Source organism: Enterococcus sp. LJL51, assembly GCF_054871795.1.
Window position 1 is genome coordinate 105477 of the sequence record NZ_JBTXLW010000004.1, and the last position, 23597, is coordinate 129073.

The window sequence follows — 23597 nt, forward strand, 5'->3', positions numbered from 1 at the left end:
GTTTAAAAGACGAATCAATTACATGTTATGTTTTTTCGCTTCATAATCCTGTTGAAGCTCAAGCAGACGTTTCTTACCTGCTTCTCTTTCTGCCATGTTTTGTGCTTCAATTTGTTTTGTTTCTTCCAGACCATGCATAATTGTACTCCAAGTCTGTTCCATTGTCTCAATCTTAATACTTGGAGATCCAGATAGCTTCGCAATTTCAATACTGTTTTGAGAAATATTCTGTGCATTTTTCATCAGCATTTCATTGGTTCTGTTATCCAGTTCGCTCATTGCTTCTGCTGTCATTTTCTGCTGTTTCGCAGCAACGGCTTGAATCAGTGCACTCTTGAATACTGGAATCGTAATCACAAAGGCTGAATTGATTTTACCAATCAAACGGACATTCCCTTTTTGCAGCATATCAATTTGCGGTCCAGTCTGCAGCGATACCTGCTTCGCCATTTCCAGATCATAAACGCGCTGCTCAACCATTTCCAAAGCAGCAGTCATTTTGCTCAGCTCAATTCCCGCCATTTGGTCGCCGTTGTTTACACGCTCCTGCAGCTGAGGAATTTTATTGTTTCTAAGATCGTCGGCAATCACTTCACCGGCTGCAATGTATTTTTCCAGCTCAAAGTAGTAGCGGATATTTTCATCTGCCAGCTGATTCAGCATCGTTACATTATTTTTCATCTTTGTTTCATACTTTTTGATTTCTGTGTAGACAACTTCAATCTCGCCGCCCATAGTCTGGTACTTCGCCATAATTTGGCTCATTAAATCTTTGCCTTTACCAAAAATTTTATTGAACAAACCTTTGCGTTCTTCAGCAAAATCTTCCGGCTCAAATTTATCCATAATTTTGCCTAGCTTGTCCAGCATAACCGTAGACTTTTGTGTTTCTGCTACACTCATATTATTCAAAATCCGGGAAGAAAACTGCGAAATTCCTTCTGCCGGTTCTTTACCAAATTCTAAAATTGAAATCTGATCTCTGATATCAATATTCTTACTGATGTTGATAACCTCCGGCTCAGTCTTCAGCTGTGCCTTTTGCAGCTCTACCTGTGATAAACGCTGCTCAACATTAATTACCTGAACTTCCTCTAAACCTGTTTCATTTTGATTTTCCATTTTATCCGACTCCTTCTACTTTTTAAATTTATTGAAAATAGATTTAAGGGCACTATTTCCTTTTGCAGCCATCCCGCTTGTCTGGAAGGTTTCTTCAAAGTTCACTTCCTCCAGCCAGTGACTGTCAAATCTTCCATTATCAATATAGAGCTCAATATCATTCTGACCGGTTGGATTATAGACTGCAATATCAAAACCTATTTCGTTCAGCAGCAATAATAATGCCGCATCAGAACGCGTCAATGTTCCACTCATACCGTTATTATAAATCATAATCTTGGGAATATCCTGCGCGTAGTCATACTGCTGCAGCAGCTTCATAATAAACGGCGGCACATTCATTGCCTGAGAGAACAGATACATCTGAACATCTTCTTTTGTTTCTTTACCGTGAGGCAGAAAATGGGCTTTTTTTACATAGCGGCTGATTGCGCTGGCCAACGCCAGCTGCATCCCGTTGGATACTTGACGGTGCTGCCACCAGTTGGCTTCCATCAGTTTTTCAGGATTCAGCGTACCGTCTTTTTTCGCCGCAAACTGATAATGAAACTGCTGATTGCCTTTAATTTCCTGTTTAATCGGAAATTCCTTAATTACCTCAACTAATTCGGTACTTCGTCTAACTTCATAAAAATCATCCCAATACTTTTTCCTGTCCGTTGACACACCTAGAACCTTGGCGAAAATTACAGGAACTTTAACTACCCCTTTTTCTACCTGAAAATTGGGACGGATGAAGGCTTTTTCTTTTCCAATAATTCGAATCTCATCGTAGGTTGTCTGCAGTGTGATGCTTTCCGGCAGATACTCCCTGAGCTGAAACGGCTTCAACAGCAGCGAGCCGTCAGAATTCATAATATTGTTCAGCTCCATCGCTGCTTTTCTAGCAGTTGTAGACTTGCGCATTGGTTTTTCTTTAGGAAACGGCTCCATGTCCATCTCATTCGGGTATTCAAAAACTGATAGATTAACACCCTTCACATCTGCAAAGACATTTTCCTTTTCACTATTGAAAATCAATAAATCAAAGCCTAACAGGTACAGCAGAATTAGGAAATACTGTTCACTTTTCGTCATCTCCCCATACCAGATAACTTTAGGCACTTCCTTGCTCAAATCTGTTTCTCTCAGCCATTTATCGATATAGTTAAAGCCCCATTTGATACAGTCAACAACTACCCGGCGAAAATCAGGATGCATTAAGCCTCCATGGTTCTCGGAAAAGATATTTATTAAATCGATAAATTTCAAGGTCAGATAGCGGTAATACTCCGGATGCTCCCGCAAAGGCAACAGATTGTTCCCCTGCATAAAAGCTACAAACCGGTTTGGCGATAACCCTTTCTGCTCGTTATGTGTATTGAACAGCTTTTGAATTCCTTGAAAAATCTGATTATCTATCTGCTTTTCAAGATTCCCATCCAGAAGATGGATTTTATATTCATCATTATATACCACGTCATAGAGCCACTCTCCATAGCTGAACTCATCCAGCGGAACACCTAAAACGATTCCGACAACCTGAGGGTATGTTAAGGTCTCTTCAGTTTTTTGAAAGCCTGATCTCAGTGATATAGGCGTGATAAATTCTGACTGCCAGTCAATCTCGTTGAGATTCTGCGGAATCGGATGTAATTCCAACACACCATTCACTCCATTTCTATTTTTACATTTTATCTCATTTTTTGTTATAAAAAACTACAACCTAAGCATGATTTTTTGATGTTTTTTTATCAAATAACCCCACTGAAAGTCTTATGTGATATAATCAAAGTATATCCAATCCATACCAACTAATCAACACTTACTTAGGATATTTACGGGTAGATTTTGATTGAGAAATGGGTTGTTTTTTGACAATACTTTAAGGAAAAAGGAGATAAAAAACCAATGGCAATTAACCTATCAAAAGGTCAGAAAATTGATTTGACCAAAACCAACCCGTCATTGAACAATATCACTGTTGGGCTTGGCTGGGATGAAGCTCAGGCTTCCGGCGGCCTCCTTGGCGGCTTGTTTGGTTCTAAACCAGCATCTATTGACTGCGATGCCTCTGTCATTCTACTGCAAGACGACCGCTTCGTAGACAAAAAGGATGTTGTTTATTTTGGTCATTTAAAGAGCACAGATGGTTCAATCGTTCACCAGGGAGATAACCTGACTGGTGCCGGCGACGGAGATGACGAAGTAATCAAGGTTTCACTAAGCAGAGTGAGTCCTAAATACAACAAGATGGTTTTTGTTGTAAACATTTATCAAGCACATAAGCGTAAACAGGATTTCGGAATGATTAAAAATGCCTTCATCCGCATCATGGATGATTCAGGTATGGAAATTGCCCGCTACAACCTGACAGATAACTATCAGGGCATGACTGGACTGGTGGCTGGTGAGCTTTACCGCCACGACAACGAATGGAAGTTTGCGGCAGTCGGCAGCGGGATGAATGTGGCAAATCTATCTGAAATGCTGCAGCGTTATAAATAAATATAAATCTGGAGGTTTTCTAACATGGCAGTTTCATTAGCAAAAGGTCAAAAAGTTGAATTAACAAAAACAAATCCCGGATTAACAAAGGTTCGTGTTGGTTTGGGTTGGGATACAAATAAGTATGACGGACAGAGCGATTTCGATTTAGACGCAGAAGTCTTTTTACTTGGCAGCAATGAGAAAGTAACTAGCGACGCTGATTTCATTTTCTACAATCAGCCGACAAGTACAGACGGAGCTGTTAAGCATATGGGCGATAACCGTACAGGTGAGGGCGAAGGCGATGACGAATCAATCGAAATCGTACTTGGCAACGTGAGTCCATCCATTGAAAAAATTCGTTTCACCGTTACCATTGACAGTGCTGAAGAACGCAACCAAAACTTTGGTCAAGTTTCAAACGCTTTTATCCGAATCCTGAATGCAGATTCTGAAGAAGAACTGATTCGTTATGACTTAGGCGAAGATTTCTCTATTGAAACAGCTATTGTTGTCGGCGAATTATACCGTCACAACGGCGAATGGAAGTTCACAGCAATCGGCAGCGGCTACCAAGGCGGCTTAGCGGCTTTAGGTAGAGATTTTGGTGTAAATATCGGCTAAAAATTCAGCCGCAAAAGAGAGGGAGAATATGATCTATGGCAATTAACTTATCAAAAGGTCAGAAAGTCGACCTGACAAAAACAAACCCTGGTTTAACTAAGACTATTGTTGGTCTAGGCTGGGATATCAATCAGTATGATGGAGGTACAGCTTTTGACTTGGACGCTTCTGCCTTCCTTTTGGACAGCAACGGGAAATGTCTGAACGAAAACAGCTTTATCTTCTATAATAATCTACAATCAGAAGACGGTTCTGTACTCCACACTGGTGACAACCGTACAGGTGAAGGGGATGGCGATGATGAACAAATCAAAATCGACCTTTCCAAAATTTCTCCAGCTGTTGACCGCATTGCAATCACAGTAACGATTGACGATGCCACAGCGAGGAACCAGAACTTTGGTCAGGTTTCAAATGCCTTCGTTCATATTCTAAATGAAGAAACGAACGAGGAAATTCTGAATTTCGACTTAGGCGAAGACTTCTCTGTAGAAACAGCTGTTGTGTTCTGCGAGCTTTATCGTCATAATGGCGAATGGAAGTTTAACGCAATCGGCAGCGGCTACCAAGGCGGCTTAGCGGCATTGGTGCGAGCTTATGGATTGGACGTTCAATAGCATTCGTTTTATACTAAAAGACAAGAGTTAAGATGGAGGTTGTGACAGAGGTGTTCTGCCTCGAGAAATAAAGCGAACCATACGAAAATTGTCAAGAGACACTGGGAAGGAAACACCCAGCTGTTGATTGACACCTAGCGGAGTATCTCCTATTTTCAGTATCGTTTGACTTGTTTTTCGAAAGGCTAGCTCCTAAAACATCGTTTATTCGGTTTTAGGGACTATGAACACACGACTGTCACACCCTCATTCTTTATCTAAATAAGTGCACCCTGTTATTTTTTTGCTTAGCAGTCTAAGAATAATGTTGGGTCACCAGCGGAAAAAGCCCAAACAGTCATCTGATTTGGGTCTTTCAAAAAATCAAAGGAGAGTAATAAGTGAACAAGACATTTACTGGTTTAACATCAGAACAGGTCGAGCAGTCCAAGCGTGAGCATGGGACCAATGCTCTGACCGAGAAACAAGCAGAATCATTTTTTGACAAGCTGAAGGGAAATTTTGATGATCCGATTATCAAAATCCTGATTGTCGCATTAGTTTTAAACTTAGTCTTCGCTTTTCTAGGCTATGCAGAATGGTATGAAGCACTAGGAATTGCCATTGCTGTTTTACTGGCAACATTGATTGGTACTTGGAGTGAATACTCAAATGAGAGTGCCTTCCAAAAATTACAGGAAGATGCCTCAAAAATCGTTGTCAAAGTTTATCGTGATGGACACGTTGTAGAAATCAAAATCGACGATATTGTTCAAGGCGACGAGATTATCCTGCAGACTGGTGATAAAATCCCAGCTGATGGAATCTTGCTGGAGGGTGATCTAAAAGTGGATCAGGCTTCTCTAAATGGAGAATCTGATGAAGCCAAGAAAACACCACTGCCTCAAGGCGGAACCTATGAAGACGGCGATACCTTTGACCAGCACGCATTGTTCCGCGGCGCAGTAATCACCTCAGGTGAAGCTGTTATGAAGGTAACAAAAGTCGGAGATGCCTCTTTCTTTGGTCAAATGGCCTCTGAATTGACTATTGACGAACGTGAATCACCACTAAAATTGAAGTTGGCTGACCTTGCCGACAAGATTTCAAAAGCCGGCTATACTGGCGGTATTTTAATTTTCATCGCCTTTATGATTAACCGTGTACTGGTGCAAAATAACTTTGACGGCGCCTTGATTTCAGAATATTTCTCTCATCTTGGAACAGTCGGAAATGACGTTGTAGAAGCCTTTATTTTAGCTGTAATTATTATTGTTGTTGCTGTTCCAGAAGGCTTGCCAATGATGATTGCCATGGTGCTTTCTCAAAACATGAAAAAAATGCTCCGCAGCAACATTCTTGTCCGTAAATTGGAAGGGATTGAAACAAGCGGAAGCTTGAACATGCTGTTCTCTGATAAAACCGGAACAATTACTAAAGGTAAACTAGATGTTGTATCTTACATTAATGGGGCTAATGATAGCTTTGAAACACTGGGCGATGTTCCTGGTAAACTTCAAAAAATCGTAGGATCAGCCATCGTTAACAACACAAACGCAGTTATTTCAGAAGATAGTAATGGCAATGTATTGATTATCGGTGGGAATCCAACAGAAAAAGCGGTCCTTGCTTTTGCACAGAAAAATGAAAATCTTCATGGAACACTGGAACACGTTTCAGTAATTCCTTTCTCTTCTGCTAGAAAGTTTTCAGCAACTCAGGTAGCCGGTGAATGGAACACAACTCTTATCAAAGGGGCACCGGAAAAAATCCTGCCGAACTGTTCAACTTACTATGATGCAGAAGGCAACAAGCAGCCATTTACCAAGCTGGCTGAATTAGATAATGAAATCAATGAATTGGCTAAACGGTCTATTCGTGTCTTGATCTTAGCAACTACAGAAGAAACAGTTACTGAAGAAGTGCTACCATCTGATTATACGTTAATTGGTATTTTAGCCATTCGTGACGATGTTCGTCCAGAAGCAATCGAAGCGATTGCTGATGTGCATAGTGCCGGAGTTCAGGTGGTTATGATTACTGGTGACCGTAAAGAAACAGCGATTGCGATTGCGAAAGATGCAAAAATTCTGACTGCGGATGATGATGTCGTTCTTACTTCTCAAGAGCTGAATGAAATGCCGGATGAAGAAGTAAAATCTATTTTGCCGAATATTCGCGTTATCGCCCGTGCATTACCAACGGACAAATCCCGTCTAGTACGCTTGTCTCAAGAAATCGGTTTGGTTGTAGGGATGACTGGTGACGGTGTAAACGATAGTCCTGCGTTGAAACGTGCAGATGTCGGCTTTGCAATGGGTAGTGGTACAGAAGTTGCGAAGGAAGCAGGGGATATTGTTATCCTTGATGACAACTTCAAATCTATTGCACAGTCTATCTTATTCGGACGGACAATTTACCGTTCAATCCAGAAGTTCATTGTCTTCCAGCTTACTTTAAACGTAGGTGCATTGCTAATAAGCTTTATCGCACCGTTTATCGGTATTGATCATCCATTGACAATCACTCAAATGCTGTGGGTAAACCTGGTTATGGATACACTGGCAGCACTGGCATTCGGTGCTGAACCAACCTTGAAACGCTACATGAGAGAAAAACCAAAACGCCGTGATGAAAATATTGTTACCCGTTCTATGTTCTCTGCGTTTGCTTTTGAAGGTGTTGTTATTACCTTAATTGGTTTGTGGATGCTGAAAGGCACCTTCTTATCTCAATACTTTACTAGCGGCAGCGGTGACATCGCTCTGTACACAGGATTCTTCTCATTCTTTATCCTGTATGCTGTATTTAACGGCTTCAATGTGAGAACTGAGAAGCTGAACATCTTCGATAATCTAAGTAGAAACAAAATGTTTATCCGTATCATGCTGCTGATTGTCGTTGTACAGATTCTGATGACTTTTGTCGGAGGAGCTATCTTAAGAACCACTCCGTTAAGCATCACTGAATGGGCAATCGTTCTCGGACTATCTGTAGCAGCTATTCCAATTGATATGCTTCGTAAAGTCGTATCAAAAGCGTTGAACAAATAATTATAGATTTGAAAATAAAAAATGCCTGGTGCTGCTAAAAGCACCGGCATTTTTTTCTTTACCGTGAATATGTTTATTACTGATAGCGAATAGATGACTTTTTCACAGATTTAATGTTGCTGGTTCTTTTGATGAACGGCATCCACATATTCGGATGCTCAACCTTGCTGCCAAGAACAACTTTTGAATAGTTTACATTCTCAATTTCCAGATACAATTTAGGAATCTCTCCATTCATATCAACCTTAACCCTATCCCCGTTTAAATCATGGCTGACCAACAACCGATACTCTTTTTCATAAGAATAGAAATCAGATTTAAAAAGAAAGCGAACTTCATCAAACAAGGCGAACAACACATTCAAGACATTTTGCTTATGCTCAGAGCTCAGGTCTGCTGTTTGCAGGTTGATACTTGTTAATATTTCTTTCCAAGCTTCGATAGTTGAGCTGACAGTTTCTTCATTGCTTAAATCTTTATCTAAATAATATGTCTTATAAAGTATTCGGCTTTTCTTCTCAAAATCATCAATTGCATTTTCTTTTATTTCTACAAAGCTCTCCGCTGATTTTTTATCAAGAAAAACAGATTTTTCAAGAATCAGACAGACCCCTTCCCCATCATTTCCATACATGCTCCACATAGGTAAACGATCGATTTCCTCTGTGAAGCAGGTAATAAAGGTGTTGCTGCAGGTCAGCTCATCTGAATTGGCGTACATTGTTTCCAATTCACTGATAACTGTCTCGGTTTCTCCACCATTAAGCAGACTAAACAGGTAGAGCCCTTCCTCCGGATCATTCATGTACTCTGTATTATATAATCGAATTTTTTTGCTCTGATTTTCTGAATCTTCTTCAGTCTTTTCTTTCTGTTTCTCTTCTTTTAATGGTTTATTTTCTAAGATATTGCGCAATGTTCCCAATGAAGTATAGTGAGCAATCTCTTTGCCATTGCAGTCCTCCACTGCATCTCTCAAGAAAATCTGAATTGATTTGTACAACTCTAAAATAGCCAATATAAGCTTATCATCTGCAAAATCTAGGTTTTCAAAAATAAATTTAAACGGAGGCTTCATCAATAACTCTTTATATGGCTCCAAAGAGCTATTTTTATTTAAAATTTCAATCAGGCAGATGCAAACAAATTCTACCATTTTCTTTGTATCAATATCTACATTTAAAAAATTTTTTAATGCTTCTTCATATTTTTTTATATACAAGTAGCTAATACCAAGATTACTGAAAAAAACAGGCTCGTTCGAATTAAGCTGGATGGCTTGTTTATAATTCTTTATAGCCTCAGTAGTATTATTCTCCATAGAATAAGAAGTCGCTAGGCTATTAAAATAACTTGCTTCTGTACTTTTCAGCTGAATAGCCTGCTTATACAAATCTATTGCTTGTTTATAATCACCTATTTCAAACCAGCAATCGCCTAAATTATATAAGTAAGTAGGATTTTCAGAATCCAACTCTAGTGCTTGTAGATACTGCTTTTTCGCTTCATTATGATTTCCTAATGCATCATAAGAAATCCCTAGACTATTAAAATAATCTGCATCTGTATTCTTCAATTCTATTGCTTGTTTAAACATTTTTATTGCTTGTTCATAATTCCTCAAGGAGTTCAAGCAATCGCCTAAATTATATAAGTAAACAGACTTTTCAGAATCCAACTCTAGTGCTTGTAGATACTGCTTTTTCGCTTCATTATGATTTCCTAATGCATCATAAGAAATCCCTAGACTATTAAAATAATCTGCATCTGTATTCTTCAATTCTATTGCTTGTTCAAACATTTTTATCGCTTGTTCATAATTTCCTAAAGAGTTCAAGCAATCGCCTAAATTATACAAGTAAATAGGATTTTCAGAATCCAACTCTAGTGCTTGTAGATACTGCTTTTTTGCTTCATTATAATTTCCTAGTGCATCATAAGAAATCCCTAGATCATTAAAATAATCAGCTTCTGTATTGTTCAACTTTATTGCTTGTTTAAACATTGTTATCGCCTGCTCATAATCTTCTATTTCATGCAAATAATTGCCTAAATCATGAAAATATTTAGATTGCTTGGAATCAAACTTAATAGCTATTAATACGTCATCTATAGCTTCTTGAAACAAGTTCATCTTGTTATACAAGGTACTTCGTACATATCTATATTCAGGATTATTCAAATCTAGTTCAATCAGCTTGTCATATACTTCAATCGCTTTATCATATTCTTTCTCTTCTTCAAATTTTCTCGCCTGCTCCAGATATTCATTTATACTCTCCTCACTCATGAATTCCGCCCCTTTTACTAGATATAAGTTCATTTATTCCAATTATATCATACATATTATTCATCAGTTGATACAGCTTTGTTTTTTTATCTCTCACCCTTCACTTGTCAAGCAGTATTGTTCAGTAGTATAACTAAGAGACAACTATTGAAAAGTCAGGAGAAATAGCAATGAAATTAGCTACATTTAAAGAGCTGCGAAAGCATTTTGATACTGATGAAAAGAGATTCATTAAGGATGGCTACTATCGGCTCAGAGCAGCGGATGAAAGAGTATATGAGCTGGCTTATCTAGAAGCCGGTCCCTGCGGCGACACAACCGTACATCCACAGATTACATTGGAGATAACCAATGATGCGGTTGTCCCTCTTAAACTGCTGGATATGGCCGCCGCCCCTGTTGTTCGCTTTAGTAGAGAAGAAAGTCTTGAAGAATTGGAACAAGCGTTAGACTCGCTGGAAGCTCGCTTTCTTCAAGTGTTGTCTCATTAATGTTAATTTGATATAAGTTAAAGAGAAAAACACCCATCTGAAAATTAGATGGGTGTTTTTCTCTAATACCGCTTTATTGATAAGCGGATAATATTCTTTGATATTCTGCCTGTGCATCATTATCTTGAGAAACCTGAAAGACCTGATTAGGAACAATTGAATGCTGTCCATCAAAACTACCGTCATCCGCAGCTAACCCAAATCCGGAAGAAAAGGCTATCAGGCTTTGACCAACTCCCTTTAACTCATAGACAATCCCATTATCCGCTAATAGATATTTTGATATCTGACCATTAGAATCAGCGGCCTCACTGTATCCAGATGCCGTCGCACTCATATCCGGCACATGACTAATTCCGACTGCTCCATCTAAAGGAATGAAGAAGGCTACACCGCCCACTGCATGAATTTCATAAGCATTATAGCCTGGATTTCCCACTTCCTGTACTTGAATTTTACCGTCTACTGATTCTGCATACCAGTCACCCATTCCTGAAGCACCATGATCGAAATATCTATCGGTTACAGCCATACCGCCTTCTTTGGCCCGTTCCCCAGCCCAGTTCAGAAATTCTTCTGTGATTTTTTGTTTTGTATCTTCTGTCAGCTGAGTAACTTTATATTTTCCCACTACAGCTGTGCTTTCACTCGAATGCTCAGATGCACTTGGGTTTTCTGCACTACCTTCTGATGAAACAGTTTCTTCTGAAGTCGAAGAACTCACCGCAACACTGGATTTACTTGTTGCTTCTGTCGTTGATTCAGAAGACTTTGTATCCTTATTTTGTGTGCCACAAGCGCTCATAACTATTAGCAAACCACCGATTAATATAATGCTCCATTTCTTCTTCATTTCAGTCATCCTTTCTTCATACGCAACGAAATTGTAACACAAAAGAAATCAAATCGCAATAACAAAGAAATGTTTGTCACTCTACTCACTTCTATCTCTTCATTCTTAAACACGAATATTATCAAACCGAAATTTATTATCATTACTAATTTCCACGTAATATTTAAAAAAAATGTTTAAAACATTAAAATTAAACTGGAATTCCCTACCTACTACTCTTAATTTCTTATTGCTTCCCCATAAAACTTTGTGATACACTTATCAATAAAAAATGAATGAGGTGTATGAAAAGGGATGGGCGATTTTTTAAGTACTATTAATGATTATGTCTGGGGAATTCCTATGATCGTACTGATTATGGGTGTTGGGATTTTCCTGACAATAGGTTTAAAAGGGATTCAAATGAGAAAGCTGCCGCTGGCATTGAAATATATGTTCAGCAATGAAGAAGACGGCGAGGGAGATATTTCCAGTTTTGCTGCTCTCTGTACAGCACTGTCCGCAACCATTGGTACTGGGAATATCGTTGGTGTTGCTACTGCAATTGTAGCAGGTGGTCCTGGTGCCTTATTCTGGATGGAGATTGCGGCGTTATTAGGGATGGCTACTAAATATGCCGAAGGGCTGCTTGCTTTAAGATACAGAATATTTGATAAAAACGGCAGTGCTTTAGGCGGTCCATTTTATTACATAGAAAATGGCATGGGCTCAAAATGGCGTTGGTTAGGAAAGCTCTTTGCTCTGTTTGGCTTACTTGCCGGTTTGCTGGGGATTGGTACCTTTACCCAAATCAATGGAATAACTAGTGCAGCACAATCGTTCTTTGATCCGGCCAATCAAAACACCGTTAGCCTTTTTGGGCAAAACTACTCTTGGGCGGTTATTATTGCAGGTGCTATTGTTACACTTGCTACAGCAGTGGTTCTGATTGGCGGAGTAAAGCGGATTGCTCAAGTTGCAGAAGTCATCGTACCAGCAATGATTGTTGTCTATGTAGGTCTTTGTCTATTAATGGTTGTCCTGAATTTTTCAAAATTGCCGATGGCCTTCTCTCAGGTCATTGAAGGAGCCTTCGGTCTGCGGGCTGTGAGCGGCGGAGCTTTAGGTGCAATGATTGTTGCTCTTCAAAAAGGTGTAGCCCGCGGTATCTTTTCAAATGAATCCGGTTTGGGAAGTGCCCCTATTGCAGCGGCAGCGGCCAAAACGAATGAACCGGTTCGACAAGGACTAGTCTCTATGACTGGAACCTTTATTGATACAATTCTCGTTTGTACGATGACTGGTCTGGCAATCATTCTAACTGGAGCCTGGGAGACAGGATTAGACGGAGCAGCGGTGACGATTTATGCCTTTTCAGCTGCGCTGCCGTTCTCTGACGCTGTCTGTTCCTTTTTATTGATGATGTGTCTTTCCTTCTTTGCCTTTACCACAATCATTGGCTGGAACTACTACTCTGAACGCTGTCTGAGCTACTTAACAAACGGCAGTCAGACTGGGGCAAAGATTTTTAGAGTCGTTCATATTTTGGCAATTTTCGCTGGTCCATACATGACGATTTCTGCCGTTTGGACATTAGCTGATATTTTTAACGGATTGATGGCTTTTCCAAACCTAATCGCTCTAATTGTTTTAAGTCCTATCGTTTTCAGAGAAACACGGAGCTTTTTCACCCGTCTTCAAACGGATGGTTCTGTCCTTCCAGTAGAAGAAGCAATCGACGAAGTGGATATAGTTCTTCCAACAGAGCTGGGATTAGAAGAGTAAATAACAAGTTAAAAATGACTGGAGCATTCGTCAAGTAGACGATGTTCCAGTCATTTTATTTCATTGGCTAGGCTAGACGATCTGGCATCATCATCTGTAAGACCCCCCAAACGCCGTTTTGAATTATTAGTTCATCCCGATCTTCTGCCGGTAATACTGTTCGAATGGTATTTTCTTTTCCTTCCAGCACTTTCTTCGTCCAGTGAGGATCAATCAGCAGTGCTCTGCCGACAGCTGCTGCTTCTGCATTTTGAAGAAGCTCTTCTGCCTGTTCACCGGTTCTCACATCTCCAACACCAATCAGCGGCAAACGCCCATTGATTTTCTCATGAACATAATTCAAAATTGATTTTGCCTGAAAGTCTGCTGAAACAGATACTCTCTTATAATCATTTAATGAAAGATGCAGATAATCCAGCGGTTTTTCTGCTAATAAATCAACTAGATACATCGTGTCCTCCAGCTTAATGCCAGGTTCTTCATATTCTTCTGGAGAAAAGCGGTAGCCAACAATAAAGCCGCCGTCTGAAACCTCGTCGACAGCAGCGGTTACTGTGTCCACTAACAGATTGATAAAATGGGTACGTTTCTCAACTGACCCGCCCCACTCATCTGAGCGACGGTTTGAATGAGGAGAAAAGAACTGCTGAATCAAATAGGTATTTGCGCCATGAAGCTCTATTCCGTCAAAGCCTGCTTTTATCGCCCGTAATGCAGCTAGTTTAAAATCTTCAATTATTTGAAGAATCTCTGCATTTTCCAATGCCCTAGGTGTTTCTGCCCCTTCACGTTCAGCAGCAACAGCACTTGGCGCTACCGGCTGTTCTCCGCGAAGAATCTTAGAGTCGGTCATTCTGCCTCCGTGGAAAATCTGCAAAATTGCTTTCGTCCCATTCTGCTTAATAGCTGCAGATAATCTGCTTAGACTAGGAATCATTTCATCGGAAGCAACACTCAGTTCTCCTTCCCAGCCTTTTCCGCCATCCTGTACATTTGCTGCAGCAGTAATAACGGCACCTACTTCACCAGAACGCAAGCGGTAATAATTCAATTCATCCTGCGTCACTACGCCATCATAAAAACTCATTTTAGTGGTCATGGGCGCCATCACAATAGAATTCTTTAAAGTGACACCCCGCTTAAATGTAAGCTGTTTTGTTAAATTAGTCATTTACTTCTCCTTATTCTCTGGTTTATTTGATTGTCTGCAGAGCTTCTTTTATCGGCTGTTCTCCGCTATGCATCAAAATTACTTTTCCAATAGTCTGCACTTCAGTCACTATCTCTGCCAGAACTTCTGCGACATCTTCGATAGAATTTTCTCCTGCTTCAGAAACATCTACGGCTATTTTACCTGTACCCGGTATTTCTCTTAATGTTCCCGGCTGTAAAATTGTATAATCCAAAGCAGTGTTGTTAAGCAACCATGAATCTGAGTAATATTTAGCGATTGTATAATCTAAAATGCTGGCTATCCCTGGTTCTTTCCAGCGTTCAGGAGCTAAGGCAAACATCGAGCTAAGCTGAATATAGCGTTTGACTCCCTTGCTTTCAGCTGCCTTCATTAGTTTAACCGCTCCATCTAAATCTGTTTGAAGCAAGTCTTTCCCTCGAGAACCAGCAACAAAGATTACTGCCTCGGCATCTTTTAGATTTTCAGCTAAGTCCTCAACCGTTTCATGGAGATCTAAAAACACAGCTTGAATATTCTCTGTTTCTTTAATCTGTTCAGTCTTTCTGGCACCAGCGTAAACATAGTGACCTTTACTTTCAAGGACCGAAATCAGCTCTTGTCCGACTCTTCCTGTTGCCCCAGCTACAAATATCTTCATGAATCTATTCTCCTCTCGAATATGTATGCACATACATATAATAACGAATAATAATAACTTCTGCAAAGAAAACGGCCTATCTTTCAATTTGCAGAAGCTAATTGAGCTATTAGAGCAGCTAACGGCTTCTTCTTAATTTCTACAGCCAGCAGCTGATTGACTGTCTGCTCAGCCTTTCCAGCTTTTTCTTCTCCTAGCGGAGTGATACTGATATAGATGCCCCGTTTATCATCTGAACAGATGTGCCGGTTAATCACACCCTGCTCCTTCTCCTCCATTCGACTAACTAGCCGTGAAAGTGCACTTTGGCTCAGCCCCACCTTCTCTTGCAGATCCTGAAGACGCATTTTTTTAGACGGATGTGCAGCTAAAAAATGAAGAACATAGAATTCTTTCAAGGTTAGATTATTTCTATTTTTTAAGCTTGTTTCAAGTGCTCCATCAATAGCTGTCAGTACTTGAGAAAAAAGCAGCCAGTCAGCCAGCAGCTTATTTTCATGCTTTGTCAATGTTCTCTCTCCTTTCATCGTTCAGCTATCTATAAGCCTGCTACATAGATTACAGTTGTTTAAGTACCTCATTATAATCAGTTTTTTCGACTTTTTCAACATCCTGCCTTGTTTAGCTGTGAATAAATCATTAGAGCTGCTTGTTTTTTATTGTTTAAAAATCTCTGTGATTTCTTGCACTGCTTTCCAGTTATCTATACAATTAACTATAGTAATTGCATGACAGCTTCGCTGGATAAAAATGACTGTGTCACCTATATGAAGACATCCAGCAGTAGGATAGCTGAAAGCGGAGCTTATTGAGCCTGCTGCTGTGCATTTATTTGCTATATAACATTTATCTGGTATCTGTACAAATTCACCACTCTGTGTTAAACGCTGCCAGGCTCTCTACTTGAACCAACTGACTAAAAGCAGCTTTTTTAGCCGCTCTACAGAAACAGAATCCAGCACCATCCCCATGTTCTTTACGGGATTTTCTATAGATAAAAGGAGGAAAAATTAGTATGTTGAACACTACCCAGTCAAAAATTAGTCTGCTAATTGATGAAATGGAAAAGGTAATCTTAGGAAAACGAGAGGTTCTCCAATTGACCGTTGCCGCTTTTTTAGCTGGCGGACATGTTCTCTTTGAAGACATCCCCGGTGTTGGAAAGACCATGCTGGTCAAAACTTTGGCAAAAGCCATCCATGGTAAATTTAGTCGGATTCAATTCACACCAGACTTACTACCAAGTGATATTTTAGGTATCACTGTTTACAATACTGCGTCTCAAGCATTCGAATTTCATCCAGGACCAATTTTTACTACGGTTCTTTTAGCTGATGAAATTAATCGGACTACGCCAAGAACCCAGGCTGCGTTATTAGAAGCAATGTCCGAAAGGCATGTGACCATCGATAATCACACCTATACACTGGATGAACATTTCTTTGTTTTAGCTACGCAGAATCCAGTTGATTATGAAGGAACCTATCCTTTACCGGAGGCCCAGCTTGACCGGTTCCTATTCCGCCTTCACATTGGCTATCCTGAGTTTGCAGATGAATTAGAGCTTCTTTTGAACAGGCAGTCAGATCAGCTGGTTTCAATCCGGCAGGTCCTTAATGCAGCTGAAGTTACTCAATTGAAAGCATTAGTCGATGAGGTTTATGTAGACCCGCAGATTGCCCGTTATGCACTGCAGCTGGTTCAAGCAACCAGAGAACATGACAGTATTGCGTTAGGTATCAGCCCTAGAGGTTCTTTAGCATTTATCAAAGCTGCCCGGGCATTTGCTTTGACAGAGGGCAGAACCTTCGTTACGCCGGATGATCTTCAGCGAATCCTGCCGGCTGTTTTTGGTCATCGACTTCTGCTAAAAAACAATCACACAGCTAATGAGGCTCAGATTCAAGAAATTATGGAACAAATACTTAGACGTGTTCCGGTTCCCATTAGGAAACAGCTATGAACGTATACAAGCTAAAAAACAGTTTGCAGCTGCTGATTGTCTGTTTGATTTATGGGCTTCTATTTCTTTACGCAGCTGTTTTCAATAACTCAACTGGCTGGATAGTATTCTTTTTTATGACAGGTTTAGTAATCGCTGATTTTCTCAGTCTAACTTCTACACTTAAAAATATTCGAATGGAAGCAACTGGTGCCATGAATTTTACCGTTAATTATTCTGGAGAGCTGCAGTTGGAAATGTTTGGTTATCGCCCAATCCTGTTTCCTTTGGTATTACTGACTACTGGGTTGATTCCCCTAGAGAAAAATGAAAACTATTCGTTTCCATTTTATTCTGGCAAACCTAAAAAACTGCATTTTGTTTGGCAGCCTGAAAAAAGAGGTGTTTTTCAGAGCCTACCGCTTTTGCTAAGCAGTACAGATTTTCTGATGCTCTTTTCAAAGCAGAGAGAACTATCGGTAGAAGGACCTTTCTTTGTTCTTCCAAAACAACAGAAGGCAGCTGCCGAACAGCTGCTGCAGGAAATTTTGACGCTGCAGCCTCATTTCCGTTCTCCTTTTGGCGACCGGACCTTTGTTATACGCAGCCTACGTCCCCATCATTCCGGCGATCCGCTGGGAATGATTGACTGGAAACAATCCGGCAAACGAAACGAGCTAATAGTAAAAGAGTATGAGACACAGGCAGAGCAAGAGCCGCAGCTGCTTTTTTATGGCGCTCCTTCTCCTTTATTCGAAGAGTTGCTGTCTATCTACTATTCCTTTACAGGGTTATTAGATAAGCAATTAACTAGGACACAAATTCTCTTAGCAGATTATCCTGCTGAAACCTCTTCAGACAAGCTCTTTGCAGTTATCAAGCCGCTTCAAACTGAACAACCCCTGCCGCGGCTTACAAATAAAAAGCTGGTAATTTTTGCTCCTGAATATTCTGAAGAGTTAAATGCTCAGTTGGAAAAGCTCCAGCGAACAAATGAGCTGTTTCTGGTTACATTTAAAGAAGGGCGACTTTGCCTTCAATGGAAAAATGAGGACCGCTTTATTGATACAGAGGAGGTCAGACTATGAAGGAACGGCTAAAGCAAAACTGGTACTCTCCATTGTTAAGCTTTATCATTTTAGCCGCGGCCAGCTTTCCCTTTCTGGATGTTTATCAGCTGGGGCATAGAAGTTTTTTTCTAACGATACTTGCCGCAATCTGTCTTATTACTTTTTTATTCAGACAGTTTGTCATTACTGTTCCGCTGTATCTTTGCTGCTATTTTATCAGCCTGTATATCTATTTTCCTTTGGGACAATCACTCATCCCTGACTGGCCAACAGCTTTTTATCAGGAAATGCTAGTGTCTCACCAGCAAATTCTTGCCGGCGAGCTGAACTATATGCCAAAAACAATAGCTCTTGTCATCATCCTTTTCTTTTTGATTGCTCTTGCTGTACTGCTCATTCACTATGAGCGGATTTGGCTGTCCTGGCTTTTAATTATCGGCTATCATTTATTGTTAACTGTTGTTAATCAAATTCAGTTGGGGATTCCATTACTTATAATTACCTGTGCTTCAATCCTGTTCCATCAGTTGAAACAGCAGACAGTTGCTTTTTCACGTAATAAATTATTCTTATACAGTAGTATTTTACTTTTATTTATAAGCGGGAGTGCCTATTCCATGTATAAATTTTTCCCGCAAGCACAAAGCTTTCTATTCTATCAAACAGCTGCTGTTCGAAATTATGCAAATAGTAAAGGTCTCTACGAACAAATCAATCGGTACGGAACCTCCAGTGCTTCACGCAGTGGATTTGGTGAGGATGACCGGCAGTTAGGCGGTCCTTTAACAGATGATCCCACCATTCTTTTTACAGCTATTCAAAGTAAGCCGCATTACTGGCGTGTGGAAACTAAAAACTACTATACGGGTACTGGCTGGCAAACCTTTACTGAATCCATTGATACTGAAACAGACCCCTCAGCACTTTTAGTGACTGACCCTGAATATCAGGGAATGTTTGCTTCAGAGACGCCCATAACAATGAATATTGATTCTGGTATATCTTACCTGCCGCAGCCCTATGGGAGCTTTCAGCTCTTTTTATCTTCGGGTCAGACAATAGAACGGATTCCGGAAAAAAATCGGATTAATTTTACGTCTCCAGCTACAGAACTATCTTTCGTCTGGCAAGAACCCGCTTATCAGGAAAGCGATCTCCAGCAGGCGAACGAAGGAGTCGCAGACCTACAAAATACCATGCTGCCAACTGCGCTCCCGCGTGTTTATGAGCTAGCGCTTTCCCTTACTCAGAATGAAGAATCGATTTATGACAAGGTTAAGGCAATCGAACAGTATCTAAAAACAGAGGAAACCTTTCAATATTCTAAAACGGACACACCTTTTCTTCCAGAAGGACGGGATTATGTAGACTATTTTCTTTTTGACTCTAAAGTAGGGTACTGTGACAACTTTTCCTCCGCAATGATTGTCATGCTGCGTTCTTTGGGGATTCCCAGCCGCTGGGCTAAAGGCTTTGCCTCCGGCGAAATCACCAGAGAATATCAGGACGGCCGAAAAGAGTTTTCTATCCGCAACAGTCATGCCCATTCATGGCCGGAGGTCTATTTCAAGGGCTACGGCTGGATACCTTTTGAACCTACGCCCAGCTTCAGCAATCCAGAATCGGAAGAAAATACAGCAGCCTCTGAGTCCTCAGAGAGCCCGTCGTCAACCAGCAATTCTTCCTCAACTGAGACCGAAAATACCACGTCCAACAGCACACAACAGGCTGCTGAAGCAGAGAAGGACTCAGCCATTTCTTTTGATGAAATTTGGCGTTCCATTCGACCTTATGCTTTTGGTTTACTTGGACTCTTCCTAGTCATTGGTATTTTCTTGTTAAGAAAGAATTTCTTCCTGCTTCGCTTTAAACTTTATCGAAAAATGAGACCAGCCGATTTCATTGGTGCTTATCAGCATCTGTTAAAACAAGCAGAGAAAAAGCTGGTGCGTAAAGCTGAGGAACCTCTGGCTCCTTATGGACAGCGGCTGGAGCTGACTTATCCATCGCTAGGACACAGCTTCAGTGAGCTAACCGCACTCTATGAACAGACTCTTTACGGAAACAGCGTAGTCAATGCTGGACAATATGATGAGCTGTTGAAGAAAACAGCTCAAATACTGGCTTCGCTAACTTAACTATAGCTTTAAATCTATAAATAGAAGGGTGCCCATTATGTTAAAACAAAAATCAGCCGAAAAAAATGATTATCCCGCTTTAATAGCTCTTTGGGAACGTTCCGTCATTGCCACTCATCATTTTTTATCGGAAGCTGACAGAAATAAGTTGAAAAAGGAAATTCCTTCCTACTTCCCTTTCGTTAAACTTCTTCTATGGTTTAATGAAGAAGAGCTGGTTGGTTTTTCTGGAACTAACGACAACCATTTAGAAATGCTCTTTATTGATCCCAATCATTTTCGTCAAGGATATGGCGGGCAAATTCTACAATACCTAACAATGAAACAATCAGTTGATTCAGTAGACGTTAATAAAGACAATCCGCAGGCAACAGCCTTTTATTTAAAAAATGGCTTTTCCATAATCAGCGAGAGTCCTACTGACGGACAAAACAGAGCTTATCCGATTCTCCACCTGAGAAAGGCTCAATAAATAATGAAGAAAGGTTAGGCGCATATGATCCTGCCCTAACCTTTCTCTTTTATTTCTATAATAAAAATTACTTCTTTTCTTTTGCTGTATTAGCGATTGCCCAACTATGAGATTTACAAATTATTTTCCTTGCATTCACGCAGAACATACTCTTCAAAACTAGTTGGCTTTCTTCCTAATAACCAGGTTAGCACATGACTATTGCCGGCAATGCCGTATTCACTATACGTCTTTGCAAGCTGTTCAAATGTTTTTACGAAGTAGCTGTCATATTTTGCCGTTTCAAAATAGTTGATAATCTGCTGCACTGGAACCTGGTCACAAACTGCCTCTTTTCCAGTAATCCGGTTAAACACTTCTACCATATCTACCGGTGAAAGAAAATCATCCCCGACTAGCTCATAGGTCGCATTTTGATGGCCGGCTTCTGTTAATATCTTAGCTGCTACCGCTCCCACATCAGCAGCATCTACATAGCTAAGCTTCGTTGTTTTTGTGTAAAAACACTGATAAGCATCTGTCTCCCAGACTACGGGAACCAGAAAATTGTGCATATAATGCATAGGCTGAAGGATTGTATAATTCAATCCAGCGGATAATCCCTTATATACCAAATATTCTTCTGCTTTCAACTTCTGAGTATGCTGAGGAAGAGTAGACATAAGCGGGTGTGTAACGGTCATCATCACAAACTGACTAATTTCTGCCCGAACAGCCTCGTCAATAAAATGCATGGCGATTTCCGCTTCATCATAGACAAACATCGGCGGAATATAAAGCACTTGCTCGCAGCCTGCCAGAGCTTTAACAATATCTTCGGCTGAACGTGCATCTCCGACCATCGTTTCAGAAACACCAAGCGCTTTTAATTCTTCTACTTTGGGATTAATATCAAATGCCTTGATTGAAAGTCCTCTATTGACTAATTCAGTGATTATTCTTTTGCCGACATTTCCGGCTGCACCAGTTACAAGTATCATTGCTCTTCCTCCTGTTTTCTTCATATTAATTGACCACTATCCATTTACAAAACAAGCGTTTTGTTATAACAATTTTACCTCAAAAAATAATATCAATACAGTAATAGCTACAGAATGTACTATAAAAAGAGAGAAATTTAATTATTCTCACACGATTTATCCCTCAGCTGAAAATACGTAAAGAGCTATCCGCTCATAGTAACTGGAAAAAGCCTGTCAGATAGACAGAACGCCCTTCTAAAACAAGTATGGGCGTTTATTTTGTGTCGATTTTTTATCTATGTTACGCTTTTTATAGAAAGACAAGGAGGAGAAACTATGGTACGAAATGAATTACCGAACGTTGAAACTCGTCTCTATATCAATGGACAATGGCTAGATGGCTCTGAAGAAGCAAAGTCCGTAATCAATCCTGCTACTGGTGAAACGTTGACAGCTGTTCAGCAAGGCGGCCGAAATGAAACTTTACGTGCAGTCGAAGCTGCTGCCTCTGCTTTTTCTAAATGGTCTAAAACATCGCCAGCTGAACGGGCTGACTTGATGAATAAAGCGGCAGATTTGATTTCTGACGATCAAGAACGTCTGGCAACCATCATGACGATGGAGCAGGGGAAGCCACTACAGCAAGCCACAGCAGAAATTCAAACCAATATTGAAAATCTACGTTGGAACGCCAGCGAAGCTCAACGAATCTACGGGGATATTATTCCTTCTCCCGACGATAAGCAATGGCTTGCTGAAAAGCAGCCGATAGGTGTTGTTGCAGCTATTACGCCTTGGAACTTTCCATCTAATATGATTATCCGCAAAATCGCCCCGGCAATCGCAGCAGGCTGTACAGTAATTTTGAAGCCTTCTTCTGAAACACCACTTTCAGCGCTAGCATTGATGGAGCTTTTCGATAAAGCAGGCTTTCCTGATGGTGTGGTCAATGTTGTTCTGGGAAAATCCAAAATAGTTGGAGAAATTCTTGCTACGTCCGAAGAGATTCAAAAACTAACCTTTACTGGTTCGACTGAGGTAGGAAAGTTATTAAATGAGCAAGCTGCTTCTACACTGAAAAAGGTTTCTATGGAGTTAGGAGGACATGCCCCCTTCATCATTTTTCCTGATGCTGATTTAGACTTGGCAGCGGACAGTCTGATTGCTGCAAAATTTAGAAACAACGGGCAGGTCTGCACCTCGCCAAATCGGATTTTTATTCACGAAGAGATTAAATCTGAAGCAACAAAACTTATTCTTGAAAAAATAAAAGAAGTGACTGTTGGAAATGGATTGGATAACCCCACAACAGGTCCATTAATTAATCAGGGTGGCTTGGATAAAGTCAAAAAGCAGCTGCAGGACGCAGCTGACAAAGGTGCTGACATTCTCTATGGGGGGAGTCAGTTAACAAGTGGTGCCTATGCAGACGGCTTCTTTTTTGAACCTACCATAGTGGATGGAGTTACTACAGACATGGACATCTATTATAAAGAAACCTTTGGTCCGGTCATTCCGCTGATTACTTTTTCCGATGAGGAAGAAGTGATTAAAGCTGCCAATGATACACCTTTTGGTTTAGCTTCTTACTTCTTTGCCGATAACATCCATACCATCACAAATGTCAGTCGAAAACTAGCCTATGGCATGGTTGGCGTGAATGATGTGGACATCTCTAATTCAGCTACCCCCTTCGGCGGTGTGAAGCATTCCGGCTTTGGTAGAGAAAACGGTGCTTACGGTATTGAAGAATATGTTGTTATAAAATTCATTACAATCAAAGCATAATAATGGAGCGCAACAAAACGAACGATTCATTTTGTTGCGCTCTTTAATTTAAAAAAAACTTTTTGGTTCAGCTTACTTCAGATTAGTCATCCTACATTCTGATAGTGAAAAACCACTAGTTCATCATTCGT

19 protein-coding genes are annotated in these 23597 nt (G+C 40.4%); 11 read left to right on the forward strand and 8 right to left on the reverse strand.

Annotated elements, in window-relative coordinates; translation table 11 throughout:
• Window positions 1-18 precede the first annotated feature (18 nt).
• Together ACYSNQ_RS05810 and ACYSNQ_RS05815 are read right to left on the reverse strand one after the other, a co-directional pair.
• Window positions 19-1122: a toxic anion resistance protein gene (locus ACYSNQ_RS05810; protein ID WP_426081914.1), complete on the reverse strand. Its 1104-nt coding sequence runs from the start codon at window positions 1120-1122 to the stop codon at window positions 19-21.
• A 15-nt stretch (window positions 1123-1137) separates the two neighbouring features.
• On the reverse strand, window positions 1138-2766 hold the full coding sequence (locus ACYSNQ_RS05815; protein ID WP_426081915.1) for a YceG family protein: 1629 nt from the start codon (window positions 2764-2766) through the stop codon (window positions 1138-1140).
• 246 nt (window positions 2767-3012) lie between these two features.
• On the opposite strand from ACYSNQ_RS05815, the gene ACYSNQ_RS05820 reads away from it, so the two are divergent.
• The 4 genes from ACYSNQ_RS05820 (at window position 3013) to ACYSNQ_RS05835 (ending at window position 7864) form a co-directional block, all read left to right on the forward strand.
• Window positions 3013-3609, forward strand: a complete 597-nt coding sequence (locus ACYSNQ_RS05820) for a TerD family protein (RefSeq protein ID WP_426081916.1) — start codon at window positions 3013-3015, stop codon at window positions 3607-3609.
• 24 nt (window positions 3610-3633) lie between these two features.
• Complete coding sequence (locus ACYSNQ_RS05825; protein WP_426081917.1) at window positions 3634-4215, forward strand: TerD family protein; 582 nt, start codon at window positions 3634-3636, stop codon at window positions 4213-4215.
• 35 nt (window positions 4216-4250) lie between these two features.
• A complete protein-coding gene (locus ACYSNQ_RS05830) occupies window positions 4251-4832 on the forward strand; it encodes a TerD family protein (RefSeq protein WP_426081918.1) in 582 nt (193 codons plus the stop codon).
• 380 nt (window positions 4833-5212) lie between these two features.
• Window positions 5213-7864: a calcium-translocating P-type ATPase, PMCA-type gene (locus tag ACYSNQ_RS05835; protein ID WP_426081919.1), complete on the forward strand. Its 2652-nt coding sequence runs from the start codon at window positions 5213-5215 to the stop codon at window positions 7862-7864.
• A gap of 76 nt (window positions 7865-7940) precedes the next feature.
• Here the strand turns inward: ACYSNQ_RS05835 and ACYSNQ_RS05840 are convergent, their stop codons facing one another.
• Window positions 7941-10154: a tetratricopeptide repeat protein gene (locus tag ACYSNQ_RS05840; protein ID WP_426081920.1), complete on the reverse strand. Its 2214-nt coding sequence runs from the start codon at window positions 10152-10154 to the stop codon at window positions 7941-7943.
• 170 nt (window positions 10155-10324) lie between these two features.
• On the opposite strand from ACYSNQ_RS05840, the gene ACYSNQ_RS05845 reads away from it, so the two are divergent.
• On the forward strand, window positions 10325-10645 hold the full coding sequence (locus ACYSNQ_RS05845; RefSeq protein ID WP_426081921.1) for a hypothetical protein: 321 nt from the start codon (window positions 10325-10327) through the stop codon (window positions 10643-10645).
• Between the two features lie 73 nt (window positions 10646-10718).
• Here the strand turns inward: ACYSNQ_RS05845 and ACYSNQ_RS05850 are convergent, their stop codons facing one another.
• Window positions 10719-11498: a hypothetical protein gene (locus ACYSNQ_RS05850; RefSeq protein WP_426081922.1), complete on the reverse strand. Its 780-nt coding sequence runs from the start codon at window positions 11496-11498 to the stop codon at window positions 10719-10721.
• A gap of 294 nt (window positions 11499-11792) precedes the next feature.
• Here ACYSNQ_RS05850 and ACYSNQ_RS05855 point away from each other — a divergent pair, with 294 nt between their 5' ends.
• Entirely contained in the window at window positions 11793-13262 is a 1470-nt protein-coding gene (locus ACYSNQ_RS05855) for an alanine/glycine:cation symporter family protein (RefSeq protein ID WP_426081924.1), read from the forward strand.
• A gap of 67 nt (window positions 13263-13329) precedes the next feature.
• On the opposite strand, the gene ACYSNQ_RS05860 is transcribed toward ACYSNQ_RS05855, so the two are convergent.
• From ACYSNQ_RS05860 to ACYSNQ_RS05870, 3 genes are all read right to left on the reverse strand, one after another.
• A complete protein-coding gene (locus ACYSNQ_RS05860; RefSeq protein WP_426081925.1) occupies window positions 13330-14433 on the reverse strand; it encodes an NADH-dependent flavin oxidoreductase in 1104 nt (367 codons plus the stop codon).
• A gap of 22 nt (window positions 14434-14455) precedes the next feature.
• Window positions 14456-15094, reverse strand: a complete 639-nt coding sequence (locus ACYSNQ_RS05865; protein ID WP_426081926.1) for an SDR family oxidoreductase — start codon at window positions 15092-15094, stop codon at window positions 14456-14458.
• 83 nt (window positions 15095-15177) lie between these two features.
• Window positions 15178-15603, reverse strand: coding sequence for a MarR family winged helix-turn-helix transcriptional regulator (locus tag ACYSNQ_RS05870; protein ID WP_426081927.1), 426 nt, complete (start codon window positions 15601-15603; stop codon window positions 15178-15180).
• Between the two features lie 506 nt (window positions 15604-16109).
• On the opposite strand from ACYSNQ_RS05870, the gene ACYSNQ_RS05875 reads away from it, so the two are divergent.
• From ACYSNQ_RS05875 to ACYSNQ_RS05890, 4 genes are read left to right on the forward strand one after another with little or no spacing between them, the layout of a single operon-like run.
• A complete protein-coding gene (locus tag ACYSNQ_RS05875; RefSeq protein WP_426081928.1) occupies window positions 16110-17057 on the forward strand; it encodes an AAA family ATPase in 948 nt (315 codons plus the stop codon).
• Window positions 17054-18124 carry a DUF58 domain-containing protein gene (locus tag ACYSNQ_RS05880; RefSeq protein ID WP_426081929.1) on the forward strand — a complete coding sequence of 357 codons (1071 nt, stop codon included), beginning with the start codon at window positions 17054-17056 and terminating at the stop codon, window positions 18122-18124. Before ACYSNQ_RS05875 ends, ACYSNQ_RS05880 begins: the two co-directional genes overlap by 4 nt.
• Window positions 18121-20244 carry a DUF4129 domain-containing transglutaminase family protein gene (locus ACYSNQ_RS05885; RefSeq protein ID WP_426081931.1) on the forward strand — a complete coding sequence of 708 codons (2124 nt, stop codon included), beginning with the start codon at window positions 18121-18123 and terminating at the stop codon, window positions 20242-20244. The genes ACYSNQ_RS05880 and ACYSNQ_RS05885 overlap by 4 nt, the downstream gene beginning before the upstream one ends.
• Window positions 20245-20281: 37 nt before the next feature.
• Window positions 20282-20716, forward strand: a complete 435-nt coding sequence (locus tag ACYSNQ_RS05890; RefSeq protein ID WP_426081932.1) for a GNAT family N-acetyltransferase — start codon at window positions 20282-20284, stop codon at window positions 20714-20716.
• Between the two features lie 113 nt (window positions 20717-20829).
• Here ACYSNQ_RS05890 and ACYSNQ_RS05895 read toward each other — a convergent pair whose 3' ends face one another.
• On the reverse strand, window positions 20830-21696 hold the full coding sequence (locus ACYSNQ_RS05895) for an NmrA family NAD(P)-binding protein (RefSeq protein ID WP_426081933.1): 867 nt from the start codon (window positions 21694-21696) through the stop codon (window positions 20830-20832).
• A gap of 318 nt (window positions 21697-22014) precedes the next feature.
• Between ACYSNQ_RS05895 and ACYSNQ_RS05900 the strand changes: the two genes are divergently transcribed.
• Window positions 22015-23466 (forward strand): NAD-dependent succinate-semialdehyde dehydrogenase, encoded by a 1452-nt coding sequence (locus ACYSNQ_RS05900; protein ID WP_426081934.1) that lies wholly within the window; start codon window positions 22015-22017, stop codon window positions 23464-23466.
• Window positions 23467-23597: the final 131 nt, after the last annotated feature.

Excerpts from the sequence above, each read along its gene's own strand:
- ACYSNQ_RS05810 (WP_426081914.1), bottom strand. The coding sequence starts at position 1,122 with ATGGAAAATCAAAATGAAACAGGTTTAGAGGAAGTTCAGGTAATTAAT.
- ACYSNQ_RS05820 (WP_426081916.1), top strand. The coding sequence starts at position 3,013 with ATGGCAATTAACCTATCAAAAGGTCAGAAAATTGATTTGACCAAAACC.
- ACYSNQ_RS05825 (WP_426081917.1), top strand. The coding sequence starts at position 3,634 with ATGGCAGTTTCATTAGCAAAAGGTCAAAAAGTTGAATTAACAAAAACA.
- ACYSNQ_RS05830 (WP_426081918.1), top strand. The coding sequence starts at position 4,251 with ATGGCAATTAACTTATCAAAAGGTCAGAAAGTCGACCTGACAAAAACA.
- ACYSNQ_RS05840 (WP_426081920.1), bottom strand. The coding sequence starts at position 10,154 with ATGAGTGAGGAGAGTATAAATGAATATCTGGAGCAGGCGAGAAAATTT.
- ACYSNQ_RS05845 (WP_426081921.1), top strand. The coding sequence starts at position 10,325 with ATGAAATTAGCTACATTTAAAGAGCTGCGAAAGCATTTTGATACTGAT.
- ACYSNQ_RS05850 (WP_426081922.1), bottom strand. The coding sequence starts at position 11,498 with ATGAAGAAGAAATGGAGCATTATATTAATCGGTGGTTTGCTAATAGTT.
- ACYSNQ_RS05855 (WP_426081924.1), top strand. The coding sequence starts at position 11,793 with ATGGGCGATTTTTTAAGTACTATTAATGATTATGTCTGGGGAATTCCT.
- ACYSNQ_RS05860 (WP_426081925.1), bottom strand. The coding sequence starts at position 14,433 with ATGACTAATTTAACAAAACAGCTTACATTTAAGCGGGGTGTCACTTTA.
- ACYSNQ_RS05865 (WP_426081926.1), bottom strand. The coding sequence starts at position 15,094 with ATGAAGATATTTGTAGCTGGGGCAACAGGAAGAGTCGGACAAGAGCTG.
- ACYSNQ_RS05875 (WP_426081928.1), top strand. The coding sequence starts at position 16,110 with ATGTTGAACACTACCCAGTCAAAAATTAGTCTGCTAATTGATGAAATG.
- ACYSNQ_RS05880 (WP_426081929.1), top strand. The coding sequence starts at position 17,054 with ATGAACGTATACAAGCTAAAAAACAGTTTGCAGCTGCTGATTGTCTGT.
- ACYSNQ_RS05885 (WP_426081931.1), top strand. The coding sequence starts at position 18,121 with ATGAAGGAACGGCTAAAGCAAAACTGGTACTCTCCATTGTTAAGCTTT.
- ACYSNQ_RS05890 (WP_426081932.1), top strand. The coding sequence starts at position 20,282 with ATGTTAAAACAAAAATCAGCCGAAAAAAATGATTATCCCGCTTTAATA.
- ACYSNQ_RS05895 (WP_426081933.1), bottom strand. The coding sequence starts at position 21,696 with ATGATACTTGTAACTGGTGCAGCCGGAAATGTCGGCAAAAGAATAATC.
- ACYSNQ_RS05900 (WP_426081934.1), top strand. The coding sequence starts at position 22,015 with ATGGTACGAAATGAATTACCGAACGTTGAAACTCGTCTCTATATCAAT.